This is a genomic window from Geodermatophilus siccatus (assembly GCF_900103785.1).
GTDB lineage: Bacteria > Actinomycetota > Actinomycetes > Mycobacteriales > Geodermatophilaceae > Geodermatophilus > Geodermatophilus siccatus.
Genome location: NZ_FNHE01000021.1, coordinates 1 through 21011 on the forward strand (window position 1 = coordinate 1; position 21011 = coordinate 21011).

At 73.1% G+C, this 21011-nt stretch carries 18 protein-coding genes; 9 read left to right on the plus strand and 9 right to left on the minus strand.

Translation table 11 applies throughout. From position 1 onward, the window contains the following. Both argC and BLS21_RS23775 read right to left on the minus strand, forming a co-directional pair. Positions 1 to 1031: N-acetyl-gamma-glutamyl-phosphate reductase (gene argC, locus BLS21_RS23770; protein WP_091218401.1), on the minus strand; the 1031-nt coding region annotated here is incomplete at its 3' end. Positions 1032 to 1356: 325 nt separating this feature from the next. Beyond that, a complete protein-coding gene (locus BLS21_RS23775; RefSeq protein WP_175479730.1) occupies positions 1357 to 2775 on the minus strand; it encodes a M1 family aminopeptidase in 1419 nt (472 codons plus the stop codon). A 266-nt stretch (positions 2776 to 3041) separates the two neighbouring features. Here BLS21_RS23775 and BLS21_RS25440 point away from each other — a divergent pair, with 266 nt between their 5' ends. Then, entirely contained in the window at positions 3042 to 4244 is a 1203-nt protein-coding gene (locus BLS21_RS25440) for a hypothetical protein (RefSeq protein ID WP_091224298.1), read from the plus strand. A 50-nt stretch (positions 4245 to 4294) separates the two neighbouring features. Here the strand turns inward: BLS21_RS25440 and BLS21_RS23785 are convergent, their stop codons facing one another. The 3 genes from BLS21_RS23785 to BLS21_RS23795 are packed head-to-tail and all read right to left on the minus strand — an operon-like array spanning position 4295 to position 10453. Next, complete coding sequence (locus tag BLS21_RS23785; protein WP_217636259.1) at positions 4295 to 4966, minus strand: BPL-N domain-containing protein; 672 nt, start codon at positions 4964 to 4966, stop codon at positions 4295 to 4297. Positions 4967 to 5006: 40 nt separating this feature from the next. Further along, positions 5007 to 6311 (minus strand): heparan-alpha-glucosaminide N-acetyltransferase domain-containing protein, encoded by a 1305-nt coding sequence (locus tag BLS21_RS23790; protein ID WP_139177274.1) that lies wholly within the window; start codon positions 6309 to 6311, stop codon positions 5007 to 5009. Further along, complete coding sequence (locus tag BLS21_RS23795; protein ID WP_217636260.1) at positions 6308 to 10453, minus strand: Pls/PosA family non-ribosomal peptide synthetase; 4146 nt, start codon at positions 10451 to 10453, stop codon at positions 6308 to 6310. Before BLS21_RS23795 ends, BLS21_RS23790 begins: the two co-directional genes overlap by 4 nt. A gap of 350 nt (positions 10454 to 10803) precedes the next feature. Here BLS21_RS23795 and BLS21_RS23800 point away from each other — a divergent pair, with 350 nt between their 5' ends. The 3 genes from BLS21_RS23800 (at position 10804) to BLS21_RS24830 (ending at position 12765) form a co-directional block, all read left to right on the plus strand. After that, positions 10804 to 11460, plus strand: coding sequence for a 4'-phosphopantetheinyl transferase family protein (locus BLS21_RS23800; protein WP_217636261.1), 657 nt, complete (start codon positions 10804 to 10806; stop codon positions 11458 to 11460). A 200-nt stretch (positions 11461 to 11660) separates the two neighbouring features. Beyond that, positions 11661 to 12257, plus strand: coding sequence for a TPM domain-containing protein (locus tag BLS21_RS23805; protein WP_091224304.1), 597 nt, complete (start codon positions 11661 to 11663; stop codon positions 12255 to 12257). Between the two features lie 253 nt (positions 12258 to 12510). Further along, positions 12511 to 12765 (plus strand): hypothetical protein, encoded by a 255-nt coding sequence (locus BLS21_RS24830; RefSeq protein WP_139177275.1) that lies wholly within the window; start codon positions 12511 to 12513, stop codon positions 12763 to 12765. Between the two features lie 12 nt (positions 12766 to 12777). Here the strand turns inward: BLS21_RS24830 and BLS21_RS23810 are convergent, their stop codons facing one another. Both BLS21_RS23810 and BLS21_RS24835 read right to left on the minus strand, forming a co-directional pair. Next, the gene (locus BLS21_RS23810; RefSeq protein WP_245700727.1) at positions 12778 to 13614 is read right to left on the minus strand and encodes a hypothetical protein; all 837 of its coding nucleotides are present in this window, start codon (positions 13612 to 13614) and stop codon (positions 12778 to 12780) included. 74 nt (positions 13615 to 13688) lie between these two features. Then, on the minus strand, positions 13689 to 13886 hold the full coding sequence (locus tag BLS21_RS24835; protein WP_139177276.1) for a hypothetical protein: 198 nt from the start codon (positions 13884 to 13886) through the stop codon (positions 13689 to 13691). A gap of 523 nt (positions 13887 to 14409) precedes the next feature. Here BLS21_RS24835 and BLS21_RS23815 point away from each other — a divergent pair. Next, a complete protein-coding gene (locus BLS21_RS23815; RefSeq protein ID WP_139177277.1) occupies positions 14410 to 15324 on the plus strand; it encodes a hypothetical protein in 915 nt (304 codons plus the stop codon). A gap of 29 nt (positions 15325 to 15353) precedes the next feature. Here the strand turns inward: BLS21_RS23815 and BLS21_RS23820 are convergent, their stop codons facing one another. Together BLS21_RS23820 and BLS21_RS23825 are read right to left on the minus strand one after the other, a co-directional pair. Then, the gene (locus BLS21_RS23820; protein WP_091224310.1) at positions 15354 to 16094 is read right to left on the minus strand and encodes a VOC family protein; all 741 of its coding nucleotides are present in this window, start codon (positions 16092 to 16094) and stop codon (positions 15354 to 15356) included. 144 nt (positions 16095 to 16238) lie between these two features. Continuing rightward, positions 16239 to 17558, minus strand: coding sequence for a UDP-glucose dehydrogenase family protein (locus BLS21_RS23825; RefSeq protein WP_091224312.1), 1320 nt, complete (start codon positions 17556 to 17558; stop codon positions 16239 to 16241). Positions 17559 to 17840: 282 nt separating this feature from the next. On the opposite strand from BLS21_RS23825, the gene BLS21_RS25445 reads away from it, so the two are divergent. The 4 genes from BLS21_RS25445 to BLS21_RS23840 all read left to right on the plus strand — a co-directional run bounded on the left by BLS21_RS25445 (position 17841) and on the right by BLS21_RS23840 (position 20780). Beyond that, entirely contained in the window at positions 17841 to 18005 is a 165-nt protein-coding gene (locus BLS21_RS25445) for a hypothetical protein (protein WP_175479731.1), read from the plus strand. A gap of 86 nt (positions 18006 to 18091) precedes the next feature. Continuing rightward, on the plus strand, positions 18092 to 19168 hold the full coding sequence (locus tag BLS21_RS23830; RefSeq protein WP_245700726.1) for an LCP family protein: 1077 nt from the start codon (positions 18092 to 18094) through the stop codon (positions 19166 to 19168). A gap of 99 nt (positions 19169 to 19267) precedes the next feature. Further along, a complete protein-coding gene (locus tag BLS21_RS23835; protein ID WP_091224314.1) occupies positions 19268 to 19540 on the plus strand; it encodes a hypothetical protein in 273 nt (90 codons plus the stop codon). 88 nt (positions 19541 to 19628) lie between these two features. Next, positions 19629 to 20780 (plus strand): macrolide family glycosyltransferase, encoded by a 1152-nt coding sequence (locus tag BLS21_RS23840; protein WP_217636262.1) that lies wholly within the window; start codon positions 19629 to 19631, stop codon positions 20778 to 20780. Positions 20781 to 21011: the final 231 nt, after the last annotated feature.

The window sequence follows — 21011 nt, forward strand, 5'->3', positions numbered from 1 at the left end:
ACCCCCACGACGGGCAGGCCGGTGGTCTCGGGCAGGCCCAGGGCCAGGTTGGCGCACTGGATGGCCGCGCCGCCGGTGCCCTTGGTCAGGTTGTCCACCGCCGCCACCACCACCAGCCGCCCGGCGTCCGGGTCCACCGCCAGCTGCAGCGCCACGGTGTTCGCCCCCAGCACCTGCGCCGTGGTCGGCCACTGCCCCTCGGGCAGCAGGTGCACGAACGGCTCGTCGGCGTAGGCCTTCTCGTACGCCGCCCGCGCGGCCGCCTCGTCGACCCCGGCGGCCAGGGGCGCCGAGCAGGTGGCCAGGATGCCCCGGCTCATCGGCACCAGCGTCGGCGTGAAACTCACCGTGACGTCCCGCCCCGCCGCCTGGCTGAGGTTCTGCACCATCTCCGGGGTGTGCCGGTGCACCCCACCCACCCCGTAGGCGCTCACCGCGCCCATCACCTCGCTGCCCAGCAGGTGCGGCTTCGCGGACTTGCCCGCGCCACTGGTGCCGCTCGCCGCGACCACCACCACCTCCGGCTCGACCAGGCCCGCCGCCAGCGCCGGCGCCAGCGCCAGGGTGACCGACGTCGGATAGCAGCCGGGAACGGCGATGCGCTTGGCGCCGGCCAGCTTCCGGCGCTGGCCCGCCAGCTCGGGCAGCCCGTAGGGCCAGGTGCCGGCGTGCTCGCCGCCGTACCAGCGCGCCCAGGCCGCCGGGTCGCCCAGCCGGTGGTCGGCGCCGCAGTCGATCACCAGCGTGTCCTCGGGCAGCCGCGCGGCGACCGCCGCGGACTCCCCGTGCGGCAGCGCCAGCACCACCACGTCGTACCCGGCCAGGTCCTCCGCGCCGCTGGGCCGCACCTCCAGGTCGGCGAACGGCAGCAGGTGCGGCTGCAGCTCTCCCAGCCGCCGCCCGGCACTCGAGTTGGCGTGCACCCCGGCCAGCGCCAGGTTCGGGTGCCCGGCCAGCAGCCGGCACACCTCACCCCCGGCGTACCCGGTGGCGCCGGTGACCCCGACCGTCCACGTCCGCACTCCGCTCACGCTGAGTGACAGTACCTGGGAAGGCGGACCCTGCGCCGTCACGCGAACAGGTGATCCCACTCACCGGCTGCTGCGGCGGAGGCGGGCGACAACCCCTGCTTCGTCGACCATCTGCGCTGTTCAACGTCTCGCCAGGCCGACCGTGCGCACCCGACTCGGCGCCGTGCGACCGGACAGACGCGTTCAGTCCCGACGACGCGCCCATCACGCTGAGTGATGCCTCGATCTCTGCCAGCCGTCGGAGCCGGGGCCCCCCTCGTCACCACTGGGAGGGACCCGCCCCGGGGAGCGACCGCTCCCCGCCGACCGCGCCGGGCCGGCGCGGTCAGGACAGCGCGCCGACCTCGCGCAGCACCTCGAGGACCTCGGGCAGGTCGGCGAACGCCTCCCGGACGTCGTCCGGGGTGGCGATGGAGTGGGCGTTCACCGCCACGTAGTCGGCCAGGGCGGCGTCGAAGGCCTCCTCGCCGACCTGCTGCCGGGCCTCGACCAGGGCGGCGCCGCCGAGGGTGTAGACGGTGTCGTAGTAGGCGCTGTTGGGCCGCCGGAACTCCGCCGCCCAGTACGCCATGGAGCCGCCCACCGGCGGGGAGTCCTCCGCGGCGAGGTGGGCGAAGGGCTGCTCGTCGCCGTCGGCCACCGTCTGGGCGAACGTCGCGAACGACTCGTCCAGCCACGGGTGCTCGCCCTGGTCGTTGCCCACCAGGCCGTAGAACCACATGTGCGCGAGCTCGTGCGTCACCAGACCCCGCCGGTCGTCCGGGTCCACGTCGCCGAACTGGATGGCCCCGGGGAACTCGATGCCGCTCGTCTGGGCAGACAGCACCACCACCCACAGGTCGTCGTAGGGGAAGGGCCCCAGCAGGTCGACGAGCTCGCCGTTGGACTCCTCGACCTGGTCCAGCCAGGCCTCCGTGTCGGCCTCGCCCACCCGCTGGTCCAGCCCCACGCGGACGCGGACGCCGTCGATCGTCCGCTCGGCCACGTCCAGCTCCCCCACCGCGACGGCCACGTCCCGCACCGCGGGGGCGGTGAAGCGGTGGACGGTCGTCCCGTCCTGCTGGTCCTCCGCGCCGTCCGCCGCCCCGGTGCCGAGGACCTCGTAGCCGGACGGCGCGACGACCTCCATCGAGTCCAGCAGGAAGTCCTCGCTCACGGCGGTCTCACCGATGACCGGGACGGCGGGACCGCGCTCCCAGCCGCGGCCGCGCTCCCACGCCAGGAGGGGGAACGCCGTGGCGAACCAGGCGACCTCCGCGTCGGAGGAGGTCCCGACCCGCTCGTTGACCTCCTCCCCGAGGACCAGGTCGAACGTCAGCTCGGCGGTGACGGTCTGCCCCGCCGACACGCAGTCGGCCAGCGGGACCTCGACCAGGGTGCCGGCCGGCGCGCCCTCCGGTGCGCCGGCGGCGATGACGAGGAAGTCGGCGTCCCGTCCGTCGACCCGCACGTCCGACACCGTCAACGAGCTCCCCGCACGCGAGGTGGCCGGCTTGTTCGGCCAGGACCGGAAGACCAGTTCACAGGTGTCCAGGTCCGGGGTGAACTCGACGACCTCGCGCCCGGCCACCGTCGCGAGGTCGGGCGCGACCTCGAAGCGCAGGTCGACCACGGGCCGGTCGGGCCACGGCTCGGCGTCGTCGGCCCCCGGGTCGGCGTCACCCAGCCCCGCCGAGGTGCAGCCGCTGAGGACCAGCGCCGAACACGCCAGGGCAACCGTGGACCACCGTCGACCTGCGCGCATCCCCGTCCTCGAGGCCTGGGCGACCGGGCGGTCCCGGCCGGCACTCCCATTCTGACGTGCACCCACCCGCCTGCGTTCCGCTCGCGACGACGAGTGAGCCATCTGTCATCGGCAGGCGGACCGGTGTCCCTGAGACGGGTGGGACAGATGAGACGACCGTTACTGGTTGTTATCTAGCGGATGCGCAGCGCATGTGTCAGCCTCCTTCAGTCACTACGCAATCACTGTCCGTCGCCACCGGCGAGCGGATGTCCGGAGGACCACTCGTGCGCAGTTCCCTCTCTACGGCCGGCCGTCGCGCCAGCGTCCTCGCGGCCGCGGCTCTCGTCTCCCTGGCCACCGCCGCGTGCGGCCCCGCCGACCTCCAGGGCGGCGCTGCCGGCACGACCGGCCAGACCGACGTGAGCAGCCAGGCGGCCATCGACCAGCCGCTCTCGCTCGGCGACGCCCCCACCGCTCCGAGCAGCGCCGTCCCGACCCCCGCGGCACCGGCCCCCACGACTCCCGCCCAGCCGCAGACGCAGGCCCCCGTCGCCGGGGCCACCGGCTCGGAGGTCGAGGGCACGGACGAGTCCGCAGCGGCAGCCGTCCCGACCGAGGTCGTCCCCGGCGCCCCGCAGGCGGCAGCCACCGCAGACCAGGGACGCCGGAAGCGCGACTCCTCGTCGGGCCGGTCGACGAGCGCCTCCGCCCCTGCCCCCGCCGCCGCTCCTGCTCCCGTCGCCGCGGCTGCCGCACCCGCCGCTGCCGGTGCCTCCACCGGCGGGTCGGGTGGGACGTTCACCGACCAGGCGCGCCGGTCCTTCACCGCGGGCAACGGTCAGACCGGCAACTACCTGCTCTACGCCGCCGGCATCGACCCCGCGAAGCCGGTCGGGCTGGTCGTCTACGTCGACGGCACCGGCGAGTACGGCGTGGACAACCCGACCTCGTCCTACGCGCTCGGCGGCTCGTCGGGGCTGGTGGCCACCAGCAGGGCGCGCAACATGATGACCCTCGCCGTGGAGAGCCCGAACCAGTCCTGCGAGTGCTGGCACACCGGCGACACCAGCGGCTACGCGGACTTCCTCGCCGGGCTCATCGAGAACCAGCTGAGCAAGTACCCCGTCAGCGAGGTGTGGCTGAGCGGCTTCTCCTCCGGCGCGCAGGAGATCACCCGCTTCCTCGTGCCGCGACACCCGGAGCTGATGCGCCTCGGTGGCGGCTGGGTGGTGTTCGGCGGCGGTGGCCCGCCGGCTGACGGCGGGTCCGCCGTGACCGCGGCCCGCATGGCCGGTGTCCGCGGCCACTGGTTCACCGGTACCGCCGACACGTCCGTCCCGCTGACCGCCTCCTGGGGTGCGCAGGCCGGGGAGCGCTTCTACGCCGGCCGCGGCGTCGTCACGTCGAGCGAGTACCCGGCCGGCGTCGGCCATGCCCTCGACGGCCGGCTGGGCCGCACGGTCGGGCAGCTGATCGACGCCTCGTGACGACCACGGTGGGCGCTCCCCGCGGGGAGCGCCCACCGTGGCGTCCGGGCTCAGCCGAGGCGGTCCGCCCGTCGGCCGGCGGTCATCACCCGGTCGACCAGGTCCTGGGTGAGGTCGGCCTGGAGGTCGTCGGGCACCGGGAGCCCGCTGTCGGTGTACCAGTCGGGCGAGGCCTCGGGGTGCGGCCCCACGACGCCCACCGCGCCTCGGCCGAAGGGCGCGACGACCGCCGCGGGCAGCCCGTTGTCGTAGGTGGCCAGCACCTCCGCCGGTCCCCGGGCCGGGTCCAGGTCGAACCACGCACCGTCCTGGAAGTAGACCTGGCGACGGCGTCCCGCCCAGGTCAGGGTGACGATGCTGTCGCCGTCGTGGTCCGGCCGGGCACCGGGCGAGGAGATGAACCGGTCGGTGTCCCCGGGCAACAGGCCGAAGCCGGGGGTCTCGCCGGCGAGGTAGCCGCCCAGGCAGAACCCGAGGTACCCCCCGCCGGACCCGACGAACTGCCGGATGGCCTCGCGGGAGCGCCTCATCTTCCGGTACGCCCGTCGCAGGCCACCCCCGCCGGGCTGGGCGTAGAGCCGGGCGCCGGCGAGCACGTCCGGCTCCAGCGGGAGGTCCTCGCGCGGCCCGACGAAGCGGACGTCGAGGTCCCACCTGCTCCGGCGCAGCGCGGCCGCCACCGCCTCCGGGCACCCGGGGGTCGACGCCGGACCGCGGTACACGAGCGCCAGGCTCGAGGCGTGGGAGCCCGGGACCGGGACGTCAGGGCGCACGTACCCGGCCGTCGTCGTCGAGGACCAGCACCTCCCGCCGCGGTTCCGTCATCGACCGCACCCTGCGGCGCACCGCACCGGTCGCCTGGGCCACGACCTCCTCCAGCGGGCCGCGCGCGTGGTAGCGGCCCCACACCAGCGCGAACGCCAGGACGAGCACTGTCTGGATGAGCAGCCCCGTCCCACCGTCCGGCATCACCGACCAGCTCAGCAGCAGCAGGTGCAGCGAGTACAGCGTCAGGGTCATGCTCCCCGCTGCCGCCAGCGGCCGGAGGAGCGCGGTGGTGGCGCGGCCGACGAGGATGCAGACGCCGAGGACGACCAGACCGAGCCCGATGGTGAAGGCCAGGTCCAGAGGCGTGGTGGAGTGCGGGGCCAGGGTCGCCAGCCACCAGCCGGTGTCCGTCGGCGTCGTCCCGGTCCACCCGACCCCCATGACCTCGGCCAGCTCCCCGGAGGTCATGGACCGGCTCGCGACCGCCTCGAGCTCGGCGCGGCCGCCGAGGACGTCGAGCAGGAACCACGAGATCGTCTGAGCCGCCACGGCCAGCCCGGCGCCGGTCAGCGTGATCAGCACGACGGTGCGCCGCGAGGTCAGCAGCGCGCGCCCGACCGCCATGCCGACGCAGAGGTAGGCCATCCAGGACAGGGCCGGGTACACGCCGGTCAGCGCGAGCTCCCGCAGCACCTGGCCCGGGGCGCTGACCAGGTCGCCGAACGCCAGGTTCGGCACCGTGTCCCGCACCTCGGTACCGGACCGCAGCCAGTGGCTGAGGACCGGCATGACGACGGTGATCGTCGCGGCCAGGGCGATGAGCGCGCGGCTGGACAGGGTGAGCAGCGGGATCGCGAAGACGAACAGCAGCGCGTAGTACGGCAGGATCACCGAGGCGAAGTCGGCGGGCACCACGGCACCCAGGAGCAGCCCGACGCCGCCGATGATGAGCGCCCGGACCAGCAGCGCGGCTGCGTACCCGGGCCAGGTCCGCGCGGTCGGCCGCTGCCGGCGCCCCGTGGCGAACGCGACGCCGACGCCGGCCAGCAGCGCGAACAGCGCCGCCGACTTGCCCGCCGCCAGCGTCCACGCCAGCGACACCTCCCCGTCGTCGTCGACGGCGGTGATGTTGTGGACGGCCATCATGCCGAACAGCGCGATCCCGCGGGCGGCGTCGATGCCGACCAGGCGGGCGCTCGGCCGCAGGCCCGGCGCGGTGCTCGACGGGGTGCCGGAGACGTCGCCGGACGGAGCCGGCTCGCAGGCGTGGGGCAGCGACGACTGCCTGCTGGCGGTCATCGCCGGGCCCCCGTCGCCCCGGCCGACGCCCGGCGCCGGTCGCGCGCCGGCGCCGCCGTCGGAGCCCGCCCGACCTTCTGGGCCGGGATGCCGCACCAGGTGGTCTCCCTCGGCAGCACCTCGCCCTTCATCGCCAGCGACATCGCGGACAGGGTGGCGTCCTCCTCCACGACCGAGCCGTAGAGGACGACGGCCTTGTCACCGATCGTCGCGCGGTCCCGCAGGATGACGTGGTCCATCTTCATGACGCGGTCCTCGAAGAGGTGGGTCTGCAGCGACGCGTTCGCGCCCACCGAGACGTCGTCCCCGATGGTCACGAGGTCGAACTCGGTGAGGTAGGTCGTGTCGACCAGCGTCCGCCGGCCGACCCGGGAGCCGAACAACCGCAGCGCCGGGCCGAGCAGGGGCGTGCCGGTGAGGAAGGTGAGCAGGGCCGGCACCGCCGCCGCCTCGTAGATGCCGGTCACGAACTCCGTCCGGCGGACGAAGCCGCTCCACAGCGGTCGCACGCGCGGCCGGTAGCGGCCGACGACGGCCCACTTGAGCGCGGCCACCAGGACCACGACCAGGACGCTGGAGGTCAGGGCGACCAGCGGCGCGAGCAGCACGGTGGCCACCGTGTTCCAGGAGAGCGCCAGCGCGGAGAGCCCGTACAGGGTCACGAACGTCGCGACGGCCAGCAGGGAGCTCGGCAGCACGATCCGGAGAGCCTCGATCGCGTAGCGGGCACGGACCTGCCGCCGCGACGGGGCGTAGGTGTCGGCCTCGGTGAACTCCTCGAACACCTCACGGCGGGGGAGGAAGAACGGCGGTGAGCCGAGCCACGAGGTGCCGGCCTCGGTCCCGGCGGTCGGCGGGACCGAGCGGACGCCGATGAGCGACCCGTCGCCCAGGTGCGAGCCCGACGGGACGAAGGCGGCGTTCCCGACGAAGGCACGGGAGCCGATCTCGGTCCGCCGGAAGGCGACGTGGCCGTTGGCGTAGGTGGCGCTGCCCACGCTGGCCATGTCCGCCACGAAGCTGCCCTCGCCCACCGTGAGCAGGTCCGGGTCGATGTTGGCGATGGTGGACACCTCGGCGCCCTTGCCCACCCTGGTCCCGAGCGCCCGCAGCCACATCGGCGTGTAGAGCGTCGAGTACATGGTGTTGTTGAACAGCAGGCTCTGCTCGAGCAGCTTGTCCCCCAGCCACTTCTCCAGGCCCAGCTGCGACCGCAGGTGGTGCACGCCCTCCGGGGTCGCCGGCAGGACCAGGCGCCGGGCACCCAGGATGAGTGCGCACGAGGCCGCCACGAACAGCGGGCCGGACAGCGCCGTGGCCAGGAGGCCGGCCGCCGTCCCGAAGCTGAGCAGGACCCACCAGACGACCGCCACCACCGGCAGCAGGATCATGAAGGGCAGCAGCTCGAGCAGCAGGACACCACCGGCGAAGCCGGCCAGGAGGCGGCTGGACCAGGTGCGCGGCGCCTCGTCACAGGCCGCCATGAGCTCGACGACCGGGTCCATGGAGCCGGGCGCCGGCCGGGCCGGGGACCCGGCCCAGGTCTCGCCTGCGGGGACGATCCGGCGGGACGGCAGCAGCGACTGGTCGCTGAGGATGGCGTTCTCGCCGACCTCCGAGTCGCACTCCAGCACGCTCTCGGACCCGACGACCGCGCCGGCACCGACGGTGACCGGGCCGATGGTCAGGATGCCCTCGGCGATGCGGTGGGCGTGCAGCTGCGTGCCGTAGCCGATCGTCGCGCCGCGGCCCACCCGCAGCATCGACGGCAGCGAGACGTTCGCCGTCCCGATGTGGGCCTCGTCGTCGATCTGCGCACCGGCCAGCCGCAGGTACGTCACCGCCCACGGGGAACCGCTGAGGACGGTGAGCGGGGAGATCGACATCAGCTTCTGCACGGTCCACACCCGCAGGTGCATGCCACCCCAGAGCGGGTGGTCACCGGCGCGCAGCCCCCGGGAGAGCAGCCGCGCGCCGACGACCGGGAGGACCCAGCGGGCCAGCAGGTAGACCGCCGGCAGCGCGACCGCCAGCTGGAGGACCAGGGCGAGCGAGGGCTGGCCGTCGTTGAGCCCGTACAGGACGCCGACGGGCAGCAGGAACAGCAGGATGATCGCGTAGAGGATCGAGACCTGCGCCGTCCCGAAGCCGAGGACCCGCTCCCGCGACGGCGGTTCCGGCCGGGGCTCGCGCGGCTCGAGCGTCACCGGCTCGTCCGACGGGCCGGCGGTGCCGTCCTCGAGGAACGTCGCGAGGTCCCGGACGGTGGGGTGCTTGTAGAAGTCCAGGATGGACAGCCCCGAGCCGAGGTCGCTCTCCCGCATCGCGGACACGACGTTCGCCGCGACGAGCGAGTGCCCGCCCAGCGCCTCGAAGAAGTTCGCCTCCACCGAGACCGCGCCGGCCGGCAGGTTGAGCATCTCCTCCCACAGGCCGGCGATCCAGGCCTCCGCGGGGGTCGCCGGCGGCTCGTGCTCGCGGTCGGTGCGGATCAGCCGGGGACGGGTGGGCGCGGGCAGCCGGCCGCGGTCGGCCTTGCCGCTGGGCAGCATCGGGATCGAGGTGACCGCGTCGAGGTACGACGGGACCATGTAGGGCGGCATCTGGGCCACCAGCTGCTCGTGCAGCTCGGGGATGACGGCGTCGGCCGCCCCGGCGTCCCGCAGGATGACGTAGCCCGCGAGGTCCCCGCCGGTGTCCGGCGAGGCGAGCAGGGTGACGACGGCGCCGGTCACCTGGGGGTGCTCGAGGAGGACGCTCTCGATCTCCTGCAGGTCCACGCGGTGGCCCCGGACCTTGACCTCGCTGTCCGCGCGGCCCAGGTACTCCAGCTCGCCGTCGGGCAGGAAGCGGCCCAGGTCGCCGGTGCGGTAGATGCGCTCGCCGGGGATGCCGCGGGGGTCGGGGATGAAGCGGTCGGCGGTCAGGTCGGGGCGGTTCACGTAGCCGCGCGCCACGCCGGGACCGCCGACGCAGATCTCGCCGACCTGCCCCGCGGGGACCGGCTTGCGGTCGTCGTCGAGCAGGGTGACCCGGTAGGTCGGCAGGGGGCGGCCGATGGTCACCGGCTTGCCCGGCCGCAGCTCGGCCATCGTGCAGGTCACGGTGGTCTCGGTGGGCCCGTAGGTGTTCAGGATCCGGCGGCCCGGTCCCCAGCGGTCGACCAGCTCGCGGGGGCAGGCCTCGCCGCCGACGTTGACCGTGCGGATCAGCGGCAGGGTGCGGTCGAGGGTGGCCAGCACGGTGGGGACGCAGTAGATCATCGTGATCTCGTTGTCCTCGAGGAAGTCGGCCAGCCCCGACCCGACCCGGCGGCCGTCGGTGGGGCCGGCGACGAGCGTCGCCCCGACGGCCCAGGTGGGCCAGATCTCCTCGATCGAGAAGTCGAACGCGATCGTCATGCCCTGGTAGACGCGGTCGGTGGACTCGACCCCGTACAGGGACGGCACGATGCCGACGAAGTTGCAGATGCTCGACTGGTTGACCTCGACGCCCTTGGGGCGGCCGCTCGAGCCCGACGTGTAGATGATGTAGCAGACCGGGTCGCCGTCGGACTCGATGCCCGGCCGGGAGCTCGACTGGACCGCGAGCTCGGGCCCCAGCTCGTCGAGGTAGAGGCTCTCGCAGGGCAGCGCGACGCAGGACGCCGCGAACGACGTGTGCGTCACCAGCATGCTCAGCGAGGAGTCCTCGGCGATGTACTGCAGCCGGTCGGCCGGCGCCTCGGGGTCGATCGGGACGAACGTCGCCTCGGTCTTCGTGACGGCCAGCAGGGCGACGTAGGTGCTCACCGAGCGGTGCAGGAGGATCCCCACGCGGACGCCGGCACGCGCACCCCGGGCCATCAGCAGGTTCGCCAGCCGGTTCGCGCGCTGGTCCAGGTCGGCGTAGGAGACGCGCTCGCCCTCGCACTCGAGCGCGGTGGCCGACGGCCGCTGGTCGCAGGTGTGCTCGAAGAACCGGCTCAACCGGGTGACCAGCGAGCGCTGTCCGGAGATCTCGGCCACGAAGTTGTCGTGCAGCCGGTACGACGTGGCGGTGTTGTCCCGCATGTCGTAGCCCGGAGCGGTGGTCGGGGCCTGCGGCTCGACATCTCCCGCGAATGTCGAGAAGAAGTCCCAGTCATCGCTGTGCGTCGTCATATATTCACTCTCTGCAGCCCTTCGATGAACGAACTCCTCGAGGTTAGGTGGGCGTTTCGGAGAGGCGCAAAGTCCGGCCGCAAGGGTCGAAAGGCTCGTGTGGCAACCCCTTGACCTGGCGGAACAGGCGTTTCCATCACGGAGGATGACCGATCTATCTCTTACCGTGATGGCCCCGCGCCGAAATGCGTCGGTGGCTTACATTCTGCTGTTGAGCATTCACGCACAGCAGATCGGCGACGTCTCGCCGGCTCGTCGACACGCCCAGAGCGGTGACGGAGGTGGATCGTAGAATGGGAGAAGAGTCACCCGATCGTGGGCCCCTCGTCCTCCTCGCCCGCCCCGAGGACGTGCTCCGCGTCGGGGGCGAACACCTGCTGACGCCCCGCGAGCGGCGACGCGCCGGCGCACTGCGCCACCGGGCCGACCGCGACGCCCACGTCGCGGCGCACCTGCTCGTCCGGCACTGCGCCGCGGCGCTGACCGGTCGGCCGGTCGAGGCGCTCGAGCTGGTGCAGGAGTGTGCCGAGTGCGGCTCGACCGAGCACGGCAGACCCTCGATCGCCGGTCTCCCCGAGCTGCACGTCAGCCTGGCGCACACCCGCGGCGCCGTGGCGGCGGGCGCGGACCGACGGCCGATCGGCGTCGACGTCGAGGGAGCGCGGACGAGGGACCTCGACCCCGCCGTCCTGACCTCCACCCTGACCGCCGCCGAGACGGCCCGGGTCCGGTCGGCGAGCGACCCGCCGGCCGCCTTCCTCCGCCACTGGGTGCGCAAGGAGTGCCTGGTGAAACTGGGCGTGGTCACCCTCGACGAGCTGTCCGGCGTGGAACTCGACCCCACGACGGAGCAGGACGTCGAGGGGGGCCGCACGCGCAGCCGGTTCGGGCCCCTGCACCTGCTGGACTGGTTCGACCCGACCCTGGACGTCGCTGTCGCGGCGGCCGCCCACGGGCCCCCGGTGGTCGGCTCCGCCCGCACCTGGGCGCCCCGCCGCCCGACGTGACGGCGGCCATGCCAGCAGTGGGGGGACCGTGGTCGCGGACGGCCGGCACGGGCGCCGACGAGGGTGGACGACGGTCACGGCCTGCTTCCCCGATCCGCTGGAGTCCTCCCCCCGATGGGGCATCGGACCCCCGTGATCTGCGCATCCGTGCGTAGAGTCCGCCTCCGGCTGAGCCCGTCCCCGTCCTCCCGGAGGTTCCCTTGCGCAGGCCTGTGACCGTCCTCGGCGCCCTGGCACTCGTGTTGGCGGGTGCCGGGACGGCGTCCGCCGAGCCCCCGCTCGAGGTGACCGAGCAGATCACCGACGCGGCCGGGCTCCTCGGCACCGGGGCGCCGGCGGCCGAGCAGGCCGTGGCGGACCTGGCGGCCGAGGACGACCTGGACCTGTACGCCGTCCTCGTGCCGTCGTTCGACGGCGCCGACCCCGGGGAGTGGGCGCAGGACACCGCACGGCAGTCCGGACTGGACGAGACCGACGTGCTGCTCGCCGTGGCCGCGGGGGAGTCGGCCTACGAGTACGGGTACTGGGTCGCCGACGACTTCCCGCTGTCCGAGGTCGACCTCGACCGCGCGGTGACCGCCGAGGTGGAGCCCCGGCTCGCGGCGGGCGACCGGTCCGGCGCGGTGGTGGCCCTGGCCTCCCAGCTCCAGGACCTGGCGGCGACCGAGGAGGAGGCGGCGCAGCAGGAGGCCCCGTGGTCCGCTTCCACGATTATCCTCATCATCGGCGGCGTCGCGGTCGTCCTCCTCGCCGCCCACCTGCTCTCCCGTCGGAGGTCCTCGACCACCAGGTCCTGATGTCCGTGACCACGGCTGTCGGCGCGTGCTGACTTCCTGTGGTCAGGGGCACACAGGAGCTGTACAGGTCGATCACGGGGAGACCGCAGGCGTCCCGTCCACGCTGTGCTCCATGACCTCCCCGACGGTGATCCCCAGTGAGTCGACGCCCGTCACCGCACCAGCCCCGCGGTGTTCATCACCCGGCGTCGCTGACCGACCCGCCGTCGTCCCCACCCACCCTGCCGGGGAGCCCGCGGGAAGCGCTGGGGCCATGAGCCTCGCCGCGCCGCACGACCCGGCGTTCTGCGCGGGGACGGGGTGCTCCCGACACCACCCGAGCAACCACCACATGCGGGCCTGGCCGAAGGTCTGGCGCGAGTACTACGGCTACTCCGACCGGATGTGCTCGCACGGCGTCGGACACCCCGACCCGGACGACGTGGTCCACCTCCAGGCGCTCGGTGAGGTCCGCACCGAGCACGCGTGCGACGGGTGCTGCATCGCGCCCCTCAGCACCAGCGCCTGACGGCCGCGGACGTCAGCCGGAGACGCGGTCGCGCACCGCACCGGGGACGGCGAGGGGCTCGGCGTCCGCCTCGCGGCGGAGCACCCAGGAGGCGGGCAGCACCAGGCGCGGCGCCACACCGACCAGGACGGCGACCAGCACGGCGACGCCGGCCAGCGCCTCCCCGGACTCCTCCAGGTAGGTGGCGGTCACCGCCCACTGCCCGGCCGCCACGGCGGAGACCCCGGAGAGGCCGACCGACGCTCCCGCGTAGCCGGCCAGGCAGGTGAGCACCCGGCGGCGGTCGCGGCGCTCGTCCCGGCTGACCACGGCCAGGACGGCGAGCACGGTGGCGACGAGCGCGACGCTCACGACGACGGCGCCGGTCTCACCGATGGCGGACGAGAGCGCCCTCATGGCCTCGACGTGCACGGTGCCGCCGGCCTTGACGACGGCGATGCCGCCGCAGACCAGCCCGACGGCCAGCCACCAGGCGCGGCGGTGGGGTACGCGGGCGGCTCCGGCGACCGCGGCCACGGCGGCGACCGCGAACAGCGCGGCGACGAAGGTGCGGGGCGCGGAGAACGGGGCGTCCATGGACAGCGCGCGGGCCACCGGACCGGTGGCGCCGGTCAGCCGACCGACGTAGCCGACGGTCTCGAGCAGCACCGCGGTCGCGGCCAGGCCGATCCCGACCGGCGGCAGCGGGACGCGGCGGCGCGGCGTCCGCAGCCGCAGGTCGGCCAGCGGCTCGGGCGTGGTCAGCGGGTCGACGGAGCGGGCGTCCGCGATCCGGATGCCGCGACCGACGACGACGGCCAGCGCGAAGGCCAGCAGCAGCCAGGCGACCAGTCCGCCGACGACCCACATCCACACGTCCCGGTCATCGGCAGGTGAGGAACCGATCGGAACCCCTCGGCCGGCGGGCCACCCGAACGGGTGGGTCAGCGGCGCGCGCTCACGCCGGGCTGGAACGCGGCGGGGAGGTCGGCCCTGGTGAACAGCCGCTCCGCGCGGGCCCGGGCGTCGGCCGGGCGGATGCCGCGGCCCAGGACGACGGCGGCCCCGAGGGCCACCAGGGCACACACCACCAGCACGCCGATCACCAACGCCTCCGTGCGTCCGGCATCGGCTGTCTCCATGCCCACGGTGACCCTGCGTCAAAACACCATCACCAAGGGTCACTCGGATCGCCCTGCGGGATGCACCTGCCCCGCCCGGCGCGGCGACTGAGAGCGCGGTGGCTCCAGCCGTCACCGCACCACGCCCGGTCGGCTCACGTCGCTGTATCAGCGGGGTGCGAGCGTGCCTCTCCCCGCCAGGACGGTGGGAACTCCTGCGATGGGGGAAAGCGTGGAACTGCACGGAGCTGTCAACGGATCGCCGCGGCAGCTGAGGAGCGGGAACGGAGCATGGCCTCTGCTCGAGGGGGGCGACCGGGAACCCCCCTGCGATCAGGGTGCCCCCTGCCTCGACGACCTCATCCAGGCGCACCCCCACGGCAGGACCAGGGGCTCCAGGGAGGACTTCGCGAGGCTGCTCACGCAGTACCGGGGAACCGACCACGAGATCGTCGACCACTACTTCGCGAAGCACATCCACGCCGGAGCGCTGCACATGTGCCGACGAACTCGGTTCCACAGGCGGAAGGACTTCGAGATCCGCATGAGGTACCCCGGGGACATCGTCGCCGCCGTGCAGCCCGAGTTCGAGGCCGCGCTCTGGCGGGCGCGCGCGATGGAGCAGCAGACCGCGCTGCTCGTGGCGGGGCGCCCCCGCCGGGTGCTCCTCGAGATGCTCTTCTCGGTGATCGTGTACCTGCTCGGGGTCCTGGACTCCGTCGAGTGCCTCGCAGCTGCAGGGCGAGGAGCGCGGAAGACCAGGGAGTGCAGTCGGGTGCACCGCATCGAGAAGGCCCTGGAGATCGCGCAGAGCGAACTGACGCGGCTGCAGGAGTTCGCCGACCAAGCGGCGGTCAGGGCCGCCCTCAAGCACTACGTGCAGGGTCTGTTCATCGGCGGGGGTGCTGTGGTGGCGTCAGCATGGACGGCCAGCCAGGTGCACATGTTCGAGCAGGCGCCGACGCTGGACCTGGTGCGCGCGATCGCAGCCGGTGGACTGGGTGCCATCATCAGCGTGCTGATCCGGATCAGCCGTGGCCAGCGGCTCGACGTGGACACCACGCAGGAACCGTTCTTGACCTGCTTGGCGGGCAGCTCCCGCACCGTCATCGGCGGCGCGCTGGGGGTGGCGCTGTACGTGCTGCTGAAGGCGGAGTTCATCCCGCTCGAGATCCCCGCGGCGTCCGACGCCGCGGCGCCCTACTTCTTCACAGCCATCGCGTTCCTGGCCGGCTTCAGCGAGCGTTGGGCCCAGGACACCATCGTCCGGAGCACGCCGCTGGCGACATCGGCGAGTGGTTCTCCCATCCCGTCGACGAGCACACCGTGCGCCTCTGCGCCGACCGAGTCAGCAGCCGGTGGCGGAACGGGAGCGGGCCTCGTGCAGACGACGAGCCTGCCGGTGATCGCGCCCCCCACACCCGACGGGACCGACCTGGCTCGGCGACCTCCCGACTGATCGAGCGCTGCGCGGATGGAGGGTGCCGCTCACCCGGATCCGGTCGCGCTGTCGGGGCACAGCACGCAGAACTCGTTGCCGTCGGGATCGGCCAGCACCACCCAGCCGACCTCGCCCTGGCCGATGTCGATCCGAGTCGCCCCGAGGGAGACGAGGCGGTCGACCTCCGCCTGCTGATCACCGGTGGCAGGTGGCGCGAGGTCGAGGTGCAGCCGGTTCTTCCCCGTCTTCGGCATCAGCGGCGGACCGCCCCAGGTGATCTTCGGACCGCCGTGCGGCGAGCGGATCGCGGTCTCCTGGTCCTGGTCCCAGACCAGCGGCCAGCCCAGCGCGTCGCGCCAGAAGTACCCGACCTCCTGCGAACCGTCGCACGCGAGCGCTCCGACGAACCCGCAGTCAGCGAGGAAGCGGTTGCCCGGCTCGATGACGCAGAACTCGTTGCCCTCGGGGTCGGCGAGCACCACATGGCCCTCCTCCGGGCGCTGACCGACGTCGATGTGCCGGGCACCGAGCCCGAGCGCCCTCGCCACCGTCTGCTGCTGGTCCTCGCGCGACGTGCTGGTCAGATCGAGGTGCATCCGGTTCTGGCCGGCCTTCTGCTCCTGGGTCGGCAGGAACCGGATCCGGAACCCGGTGTCGTCGCTCGGCAGGAGGGCGAGGCCGACGTGGGACTCGTCGGCCATCTCCCAGCCCAGGAGGCCGGCCCAGAATCGCGCGAGACCGAGCGGGTCGTCCGCGTCGAAGCTGAGCGCGACGAGGTGGCAAGGCATCCCGCTCGGCAACTCCGATCTGCTGACTCGCAGCCGCAGGCAGGGCACGTCCTCCGCGCCCATGAGGGGAGCGACGCTAGGGCGCTCGGAGACTGCGGTGCAAACGAGTTCGCCTCCTCCGCGGACGCCCGTAGTCGCCGGCCGTCAGCCGGCGCGGCGGCCGAGGGCGCGGTAGGTCCAGCCGGCGGCGGTCCACGCCTCGCGGTCGAGGGCGTTGCGTCCGTCGAGCACCCGCTTCTGCGCGACGACCTCACCGAAGGCGACCGGGTCGAGCTCGCGGTACTGCCGCCACTCGGTGAGCACCAGGACGGCGTCGGCGCGCTCGGCTGCCTCCTCCGGGGTGGCTGCGTAGTCGAGCTGGGGCCACTGCCGGCGCGAGTTCTCGATCGCGGCGGGGTCGGTGACGGTCACGACCGCGCCCTGCAGCTGCAGCTGGGCGGCGACGTTGAGGGCCGGGCTGTCGCGGATGTCGTCGCTGTCGGGCTTGAAAGCGGCCCCGAGGACGGCGATGTGCTTGCCGAGCAGCGACCCGTCGCAGACCTCGCGGGCGAGCTCGACCATGCGGATGCGGCGACGCATGTTGATGTTGTCGACCTCGCGCAGGAACGTCAGCGCCTGGTCGGCACCCAGCTCCCCGGCCCGGGCCATGAACGCCCGGATGTCCTTGGGCAGGCAGCCGCCGCCGAAGCCGAGGCCGGCGTTGAGGAACTTGCGGCCGATCCGGTCGTCGAACCCGATCGCGTCCGCGAGCTGCTTGACGTCGGCTCCGGTGGCCTCGCACAGCTCGGCCATCGCGTTGATGAAGCTGATCTTCGTGGCCAGGAACGAGTTGGCCGCGGTCTTCACCATCTCCGCCGTGGCGTAGTCGGTGACGACCTTGGGGGTGCCGGTGGCGACGATGGGCGCGTAGACCTCGTCGAGGGTGGCGACGATGGACTCGGCGTCCGGACCGTCGGGGACCCCGTAGACCAGCCGGTCGGGGTGCAGCGTGTCGCGGACGGCGAAGCCCTCGCGCAGGAACTCCGGGTTCCAGGCCAGCAGGGAGCCGGGCACCTTCTCGCCGAACATGCGGGCGAGCTCCGCGGCCGTGCCGACCGGGACGGTCGACTTGCCCACGACCAGCTCGCCGGGCTCGAGCACCTGCAGCAGGGACTCCGCGGCCGCCTGGACGAAGCGCAGGTCGGCGGCGTACTCGCCGTGCTTCTGCGGGGTCCCGACGCAGACGAAGTGCACCTGCGCGCCGGCGGCGTCGTGGACGTCGGTGCTGAAGCTCAGCCGGCCCGACGCGAGGGAGTGCTGGAGCAGCTCGGCGAAGTCCGGCTCGTAGAACGGGGCGCGGCCCGCGCACAGGGCGGCGACCTTCCGCTGGTCGACGTCGATGCCGACCACCTCGTGGCCCAGCTCGGCCATCGACGCCGCGTGGACGGCGCCGAGGTACCCGCAGCCGATGACCGAGATCCGCATGACCGTCGTGCCTTCCCTCTCGAGCCCCCCTCAACCACTCAAGAACTGAAGTGCACCACGACGGGTGGCACGGCGCCCGGCGAGCGCGTGGTCAGGGAGCCGGACGGACGACGCCGCAGCGGCAGGCGTAGAGGCTCGAGCCGCTGATGGGGTCGTCACTGACCCAGCGGAAAGAGGTGCCCGTGGGTGCGTCCGCCGGAGGACGGCATCGTCCGCGTCCGCCCACCTGCGCTCTACTGCGCACCGAGGTAGCGCACGGACGAGGAGGCACGCGGAGGGTGGGTGTGGACCACCGTGGTGGTCCGGGTGCTGCTCGCCGTCCCCGTCGCCGTCCTGCTCGGCCGGATCATCCAGCGCGCCGACGATCGAGAGCTGGGGTCGCTCGACCGCCCCTCGCGCGGGGACGACCTCCCGTCGCATCCGCACGAGGCGGGGTCGTTGCGCTGACTGCTCACCCCTGAGGGTGGCTACGGCCTGACCTGCGCCGTTCCCGTCCGTACCGTCGGCGACATTGCCGGGTGGACGGGGGCCACATGAGCGGTGCGACCGGGACGGCGGCGCCGGATCGCCACACGGACGAGGGTGCGGAGCCCTCGTCACGGCGCAGCCGGACGGTGCGCCGGGTGCTGATCAGCCTCGGTGTCCTGGGATCGGTCGTCGCCATGGTCGTCGGCGGGGCGCTGTGGTTCCTCACCGACCGCTACGCCGGCAACATGGAGCGGGTCTCCGACGCCTTCGCGAGCCTCGACGAAGGAGCCCGCCCCGCGCCGGCGACACCGGCGCAGCAGGCCGGCGAGGAGCCCGTGACCTTCCTGCTCGTCGGGTCGGACACCCGCGCCACCGCCGAGGAGGGCATCGCCGCCGGCGGCCGCTCCGACGCCATCATGATCGCCCGGTTCTCGGCCGACCGGCAGCACGCGCAACTGATCTCGGTCCCCCGCGACTCGTGGGTCGACGTCCCCGGCCACGGCATGGACAAGGTCAACGCGGCCTACGCCTACGGCGGGCCTGCGCTGCTCATCCGGACCGTCGAGCAGCTCACCGACGTCCGGATCGACCACTACGTCGCCATCGACTTCGAGGGCCTCATCCAGGTCACCGACGACCTGGGTGGGGTGGACGTCGTCGTCGCGGAGACCACCAGCAACGGGCCGTACACCTTCCCGGCCGGGGTCAACCACCTGGACGGCGACCAGGCCCGCTGGTACCTCGGGCAGCGCTACGGCCTGCCCGGCGGCGACTTCGACCGGGTGCGCCGGCAGCAGCAGTACCTGCAGGCGATGTTCGGCAAGCTGTTCAGCTCCGACACCTTCACCGACCCGGGCCGGCTGGACGCCGCACTCCTGGCGGTGACCAGCGCGGTCGCGGTCGACGAGCAGCTCGGCAACACCGAGATCTTGTCACTGGCCTACTCGCTGCGTGGCCTGACGCCGGACGACGTCGACTTCTTCACCGCGCCGGTGCTGGGCACGGGCACGGAAGGCGCGGCGAGCGTCGTCTACCTCGACGGCGTCGCGGGCGAGCGCATGTGGGGCTACCTGCAGACCGACTCGCTGTCGCAGAACGCCGAGGAGTTCAGCACCCAGGCGCTGCCCGACGTCCCGCGCTGAGCCGGGCGACCCTCCGGCGGCCGGGCCGGGCACGCCGTGTTCTCCACCGCGCCGGCGGGTATGCCGAGTGATGAGACGACGGCGAGGTCGGAGGTCACCATGACGACTCAACCCAGCGCCGCGAACGTCCCGCCCGACAACGAGACGAGCAGCAGCTCCCCCGACGGCGGCATGCCGGTCGGCGCCGCCGACGCGGAAGCAGACGCCCGACGCAGCGGAGCGGGCGACCAGGACGAGCGGCCCAGCAACGTCGGCGAGGGGCTCCTGCTGGACGTCGATCCCGGCCAGGAGACCGACGGCGGCGTCCCGGTGGGCCGAGCCGACGCGGAGGCCGACCGGATGGGTTCGGCCGAGGGCGACGACCGCACGTAGGCAGCCCCGTCCGGAGGATCGCCCGTCCGCACCCGGCCCCGGCAGTAGCTCTCTACGCTCCACGCGCATGGCACGACACGTGCTGTTCGTGGCACTCGCCGGGCACGGGCACGTCACTCCGACGCTGCCGCTGGTGGAGGAGCTGGTACGGCGAGGCCATCACGTGGCCTACGCCACGGCCGCCGACTTCGCCGAGGTCGTGACCGGCGCCGGTGCGCAGTGGGTGCAGCTGCCACCGATGGCGCCGTTCCGCCCCCCGGCGCAGGTCGGCCCGGACCTGATCGCCTCTTGGTTTCGGCACTACTTCGCCGCGATGCGCGCGACCTATCCGGTGCTCCACGAGTACTGCCGCACCGCTCGACCGGACGCGGTCTCCTACGACGTGACCAACTGGCCGGCCCGGCTGGTGGCCCACCACCTGGGCATCCCCGCCGTGCGGCTGATCCCCAACCTGGCCGAGAACCACGCGTACTCGCTCGACGACAGGCTCACCGAGGGGCTCGACCCGGACCACCCACAGATGACGGCCCTGGCCGAGGACTGTGTCCGCTTCTCCACCGAGTACGGAGTCGACCTCGACGTCGCCGGGACGATGGACGTTCCCGAAGCGCTGAACCTCGTCTTCATCCCCCGCGAGTTCCAGCCGGCCGGCGACTCGTTCGACGAGCGCTTCCACTTCTTGGGCCCGTTGCTCGGTCGCCGTGAGCAGCGGGAGCCCTGGTCACCCCCGGACCCGCACGCCCCCGTGCTGTACATCTCGCTCGGCACGATCTTCACCGACAACCCCGCGTTCTACCGCACCTGCATCGAGGCCTTCGGCGACGGCTCCTGTCAGGTGGCGATGACCGTCGGGGATCTGGACCCGGCCGCGATCGGACCCGTGCCACCCGGCATCGATGTCCGGCCGCGCTTTCCGCAACCCGCCGTGCTGCGCCACGCGCGGGCGTTCATCTCGCACGCCGGGATGAACTCCACGATGGAGGCCCTCTACTACGGAGTCCCCCTCGTCACCCTCCCGCAGATGCCCGAACAAGCCGCCAATGCCGACCGCGTCGTCGAGCTGGGTCTCGGAGAACGCCTCGCCACGGACACGCTGACCCCGGACGCCCTGCGGCAAGCCGTCTCCCGGGTCACCACGGATGAGCAGGTCCGGGCCAACCTCGAGCGCATGCGGCGGGCCATCCACGACGCCGGTGGAGCGGAGCGCGGCGCGGCACTCATCGAAGACCATCTGGCCTGAGATCACCGAGGCGACCATCGACCTCAGAGAATCCGGCCCCCGGCCGACGTCGGTGGGTTGTCCCTGAGGACGGCTCTCGATGTCCCTCGCCTCACGTCACGGACCACCGGTGACGGCCCCGTGACGACTTGGTGACGGTGATGCTGCTCCCCTGTCGACTTGCGCGCAGACGATGTGCGGACCGCAGTTCCGACAGGCGAGGGGGCTCACGTCCATGCCGCCAGGGCGGAA

Bases quoted from the DNA above. Each gene is read 5' to 3' on its own strand.
- BLS21_RS23825 (WP_091224312.1), bottom strand. From the start codon at position 17,558: ATGCGGATCTCGGTCATCGGCTGCGGGTACCTCGGCGCCGTCCACGCG.
- BLS21_RS23815 (WP_139177277.1), top strand. From the start codon at position 14,410: ATGAGGTACCCCGGGGACATCGTCGCCGCCGTGCAGCCCGAGTTCGAG.
- BLS21_RS23790 (WP_139177274.1), bottom strand. From the start codon at position 6,311: ATGACCGCCAGCAGGCAGTCGTCGCTGCCCCACGCCTGCGAGCCGGCT.
- BLS21_RS24830 (WP_139177275.1), top strand. From the start codon at position 12,511: ATGAGCCTCGCCGCGCCGCACGACCCGGCGTTCTGCGCGGGGACGGGG.
- BLS21_RS23810 (WP_245700727.1), bottom strand. From the start codon at position 13,614: ATGTGGGTCGTCGGCGGACTGGTCGCCTGGCTGCTGCTGGCCTTCGCG.
- BLS21_RS23775 (WP_175479730.1), bottom strand. From the start codon at position 2,775: ATGCGCGCAGGTCGACGGTGGTCCACGGTTGCCCTGGCGTGTTCGGCG.
- BLS21_RS24835 (WP_139177276.1), bottom strand. From the start codon at position 13,886: ATGGAGACAGCCGATGCCGGACGCACGGAGGCGTTGGTGATCGGCGTG.
- BLS21_RS23820 (WP_091224310.1), bottom strand. From the start codon at position 16,094: ATGCCTTGCCACCTCGTCGCGCTCAGCTTCGACGCGGACGACCCGCTC.
- BLS21_RS23830 (WP_245700726.1), top strand. From the start codon at position 18,092: ATGAGCGGTGCGACCGGGACGGCGGCGCCGGATCGCCACACGGACGAG.
- BLS21_RS23835 (WP_091224314.1), top strand. From the start codon at position 19,268: ATGACGACTCAACCCAGCGCCGCGAACGTCCCGCCCGACAACGAGACG.
- BLS21_RS23795 (WP_217636260.1), bottom strand. From the start codon at position 10,453: ATGACGACGCACAGCGATGACTGGGACTTCTTCTCGACATTCGCGGGA.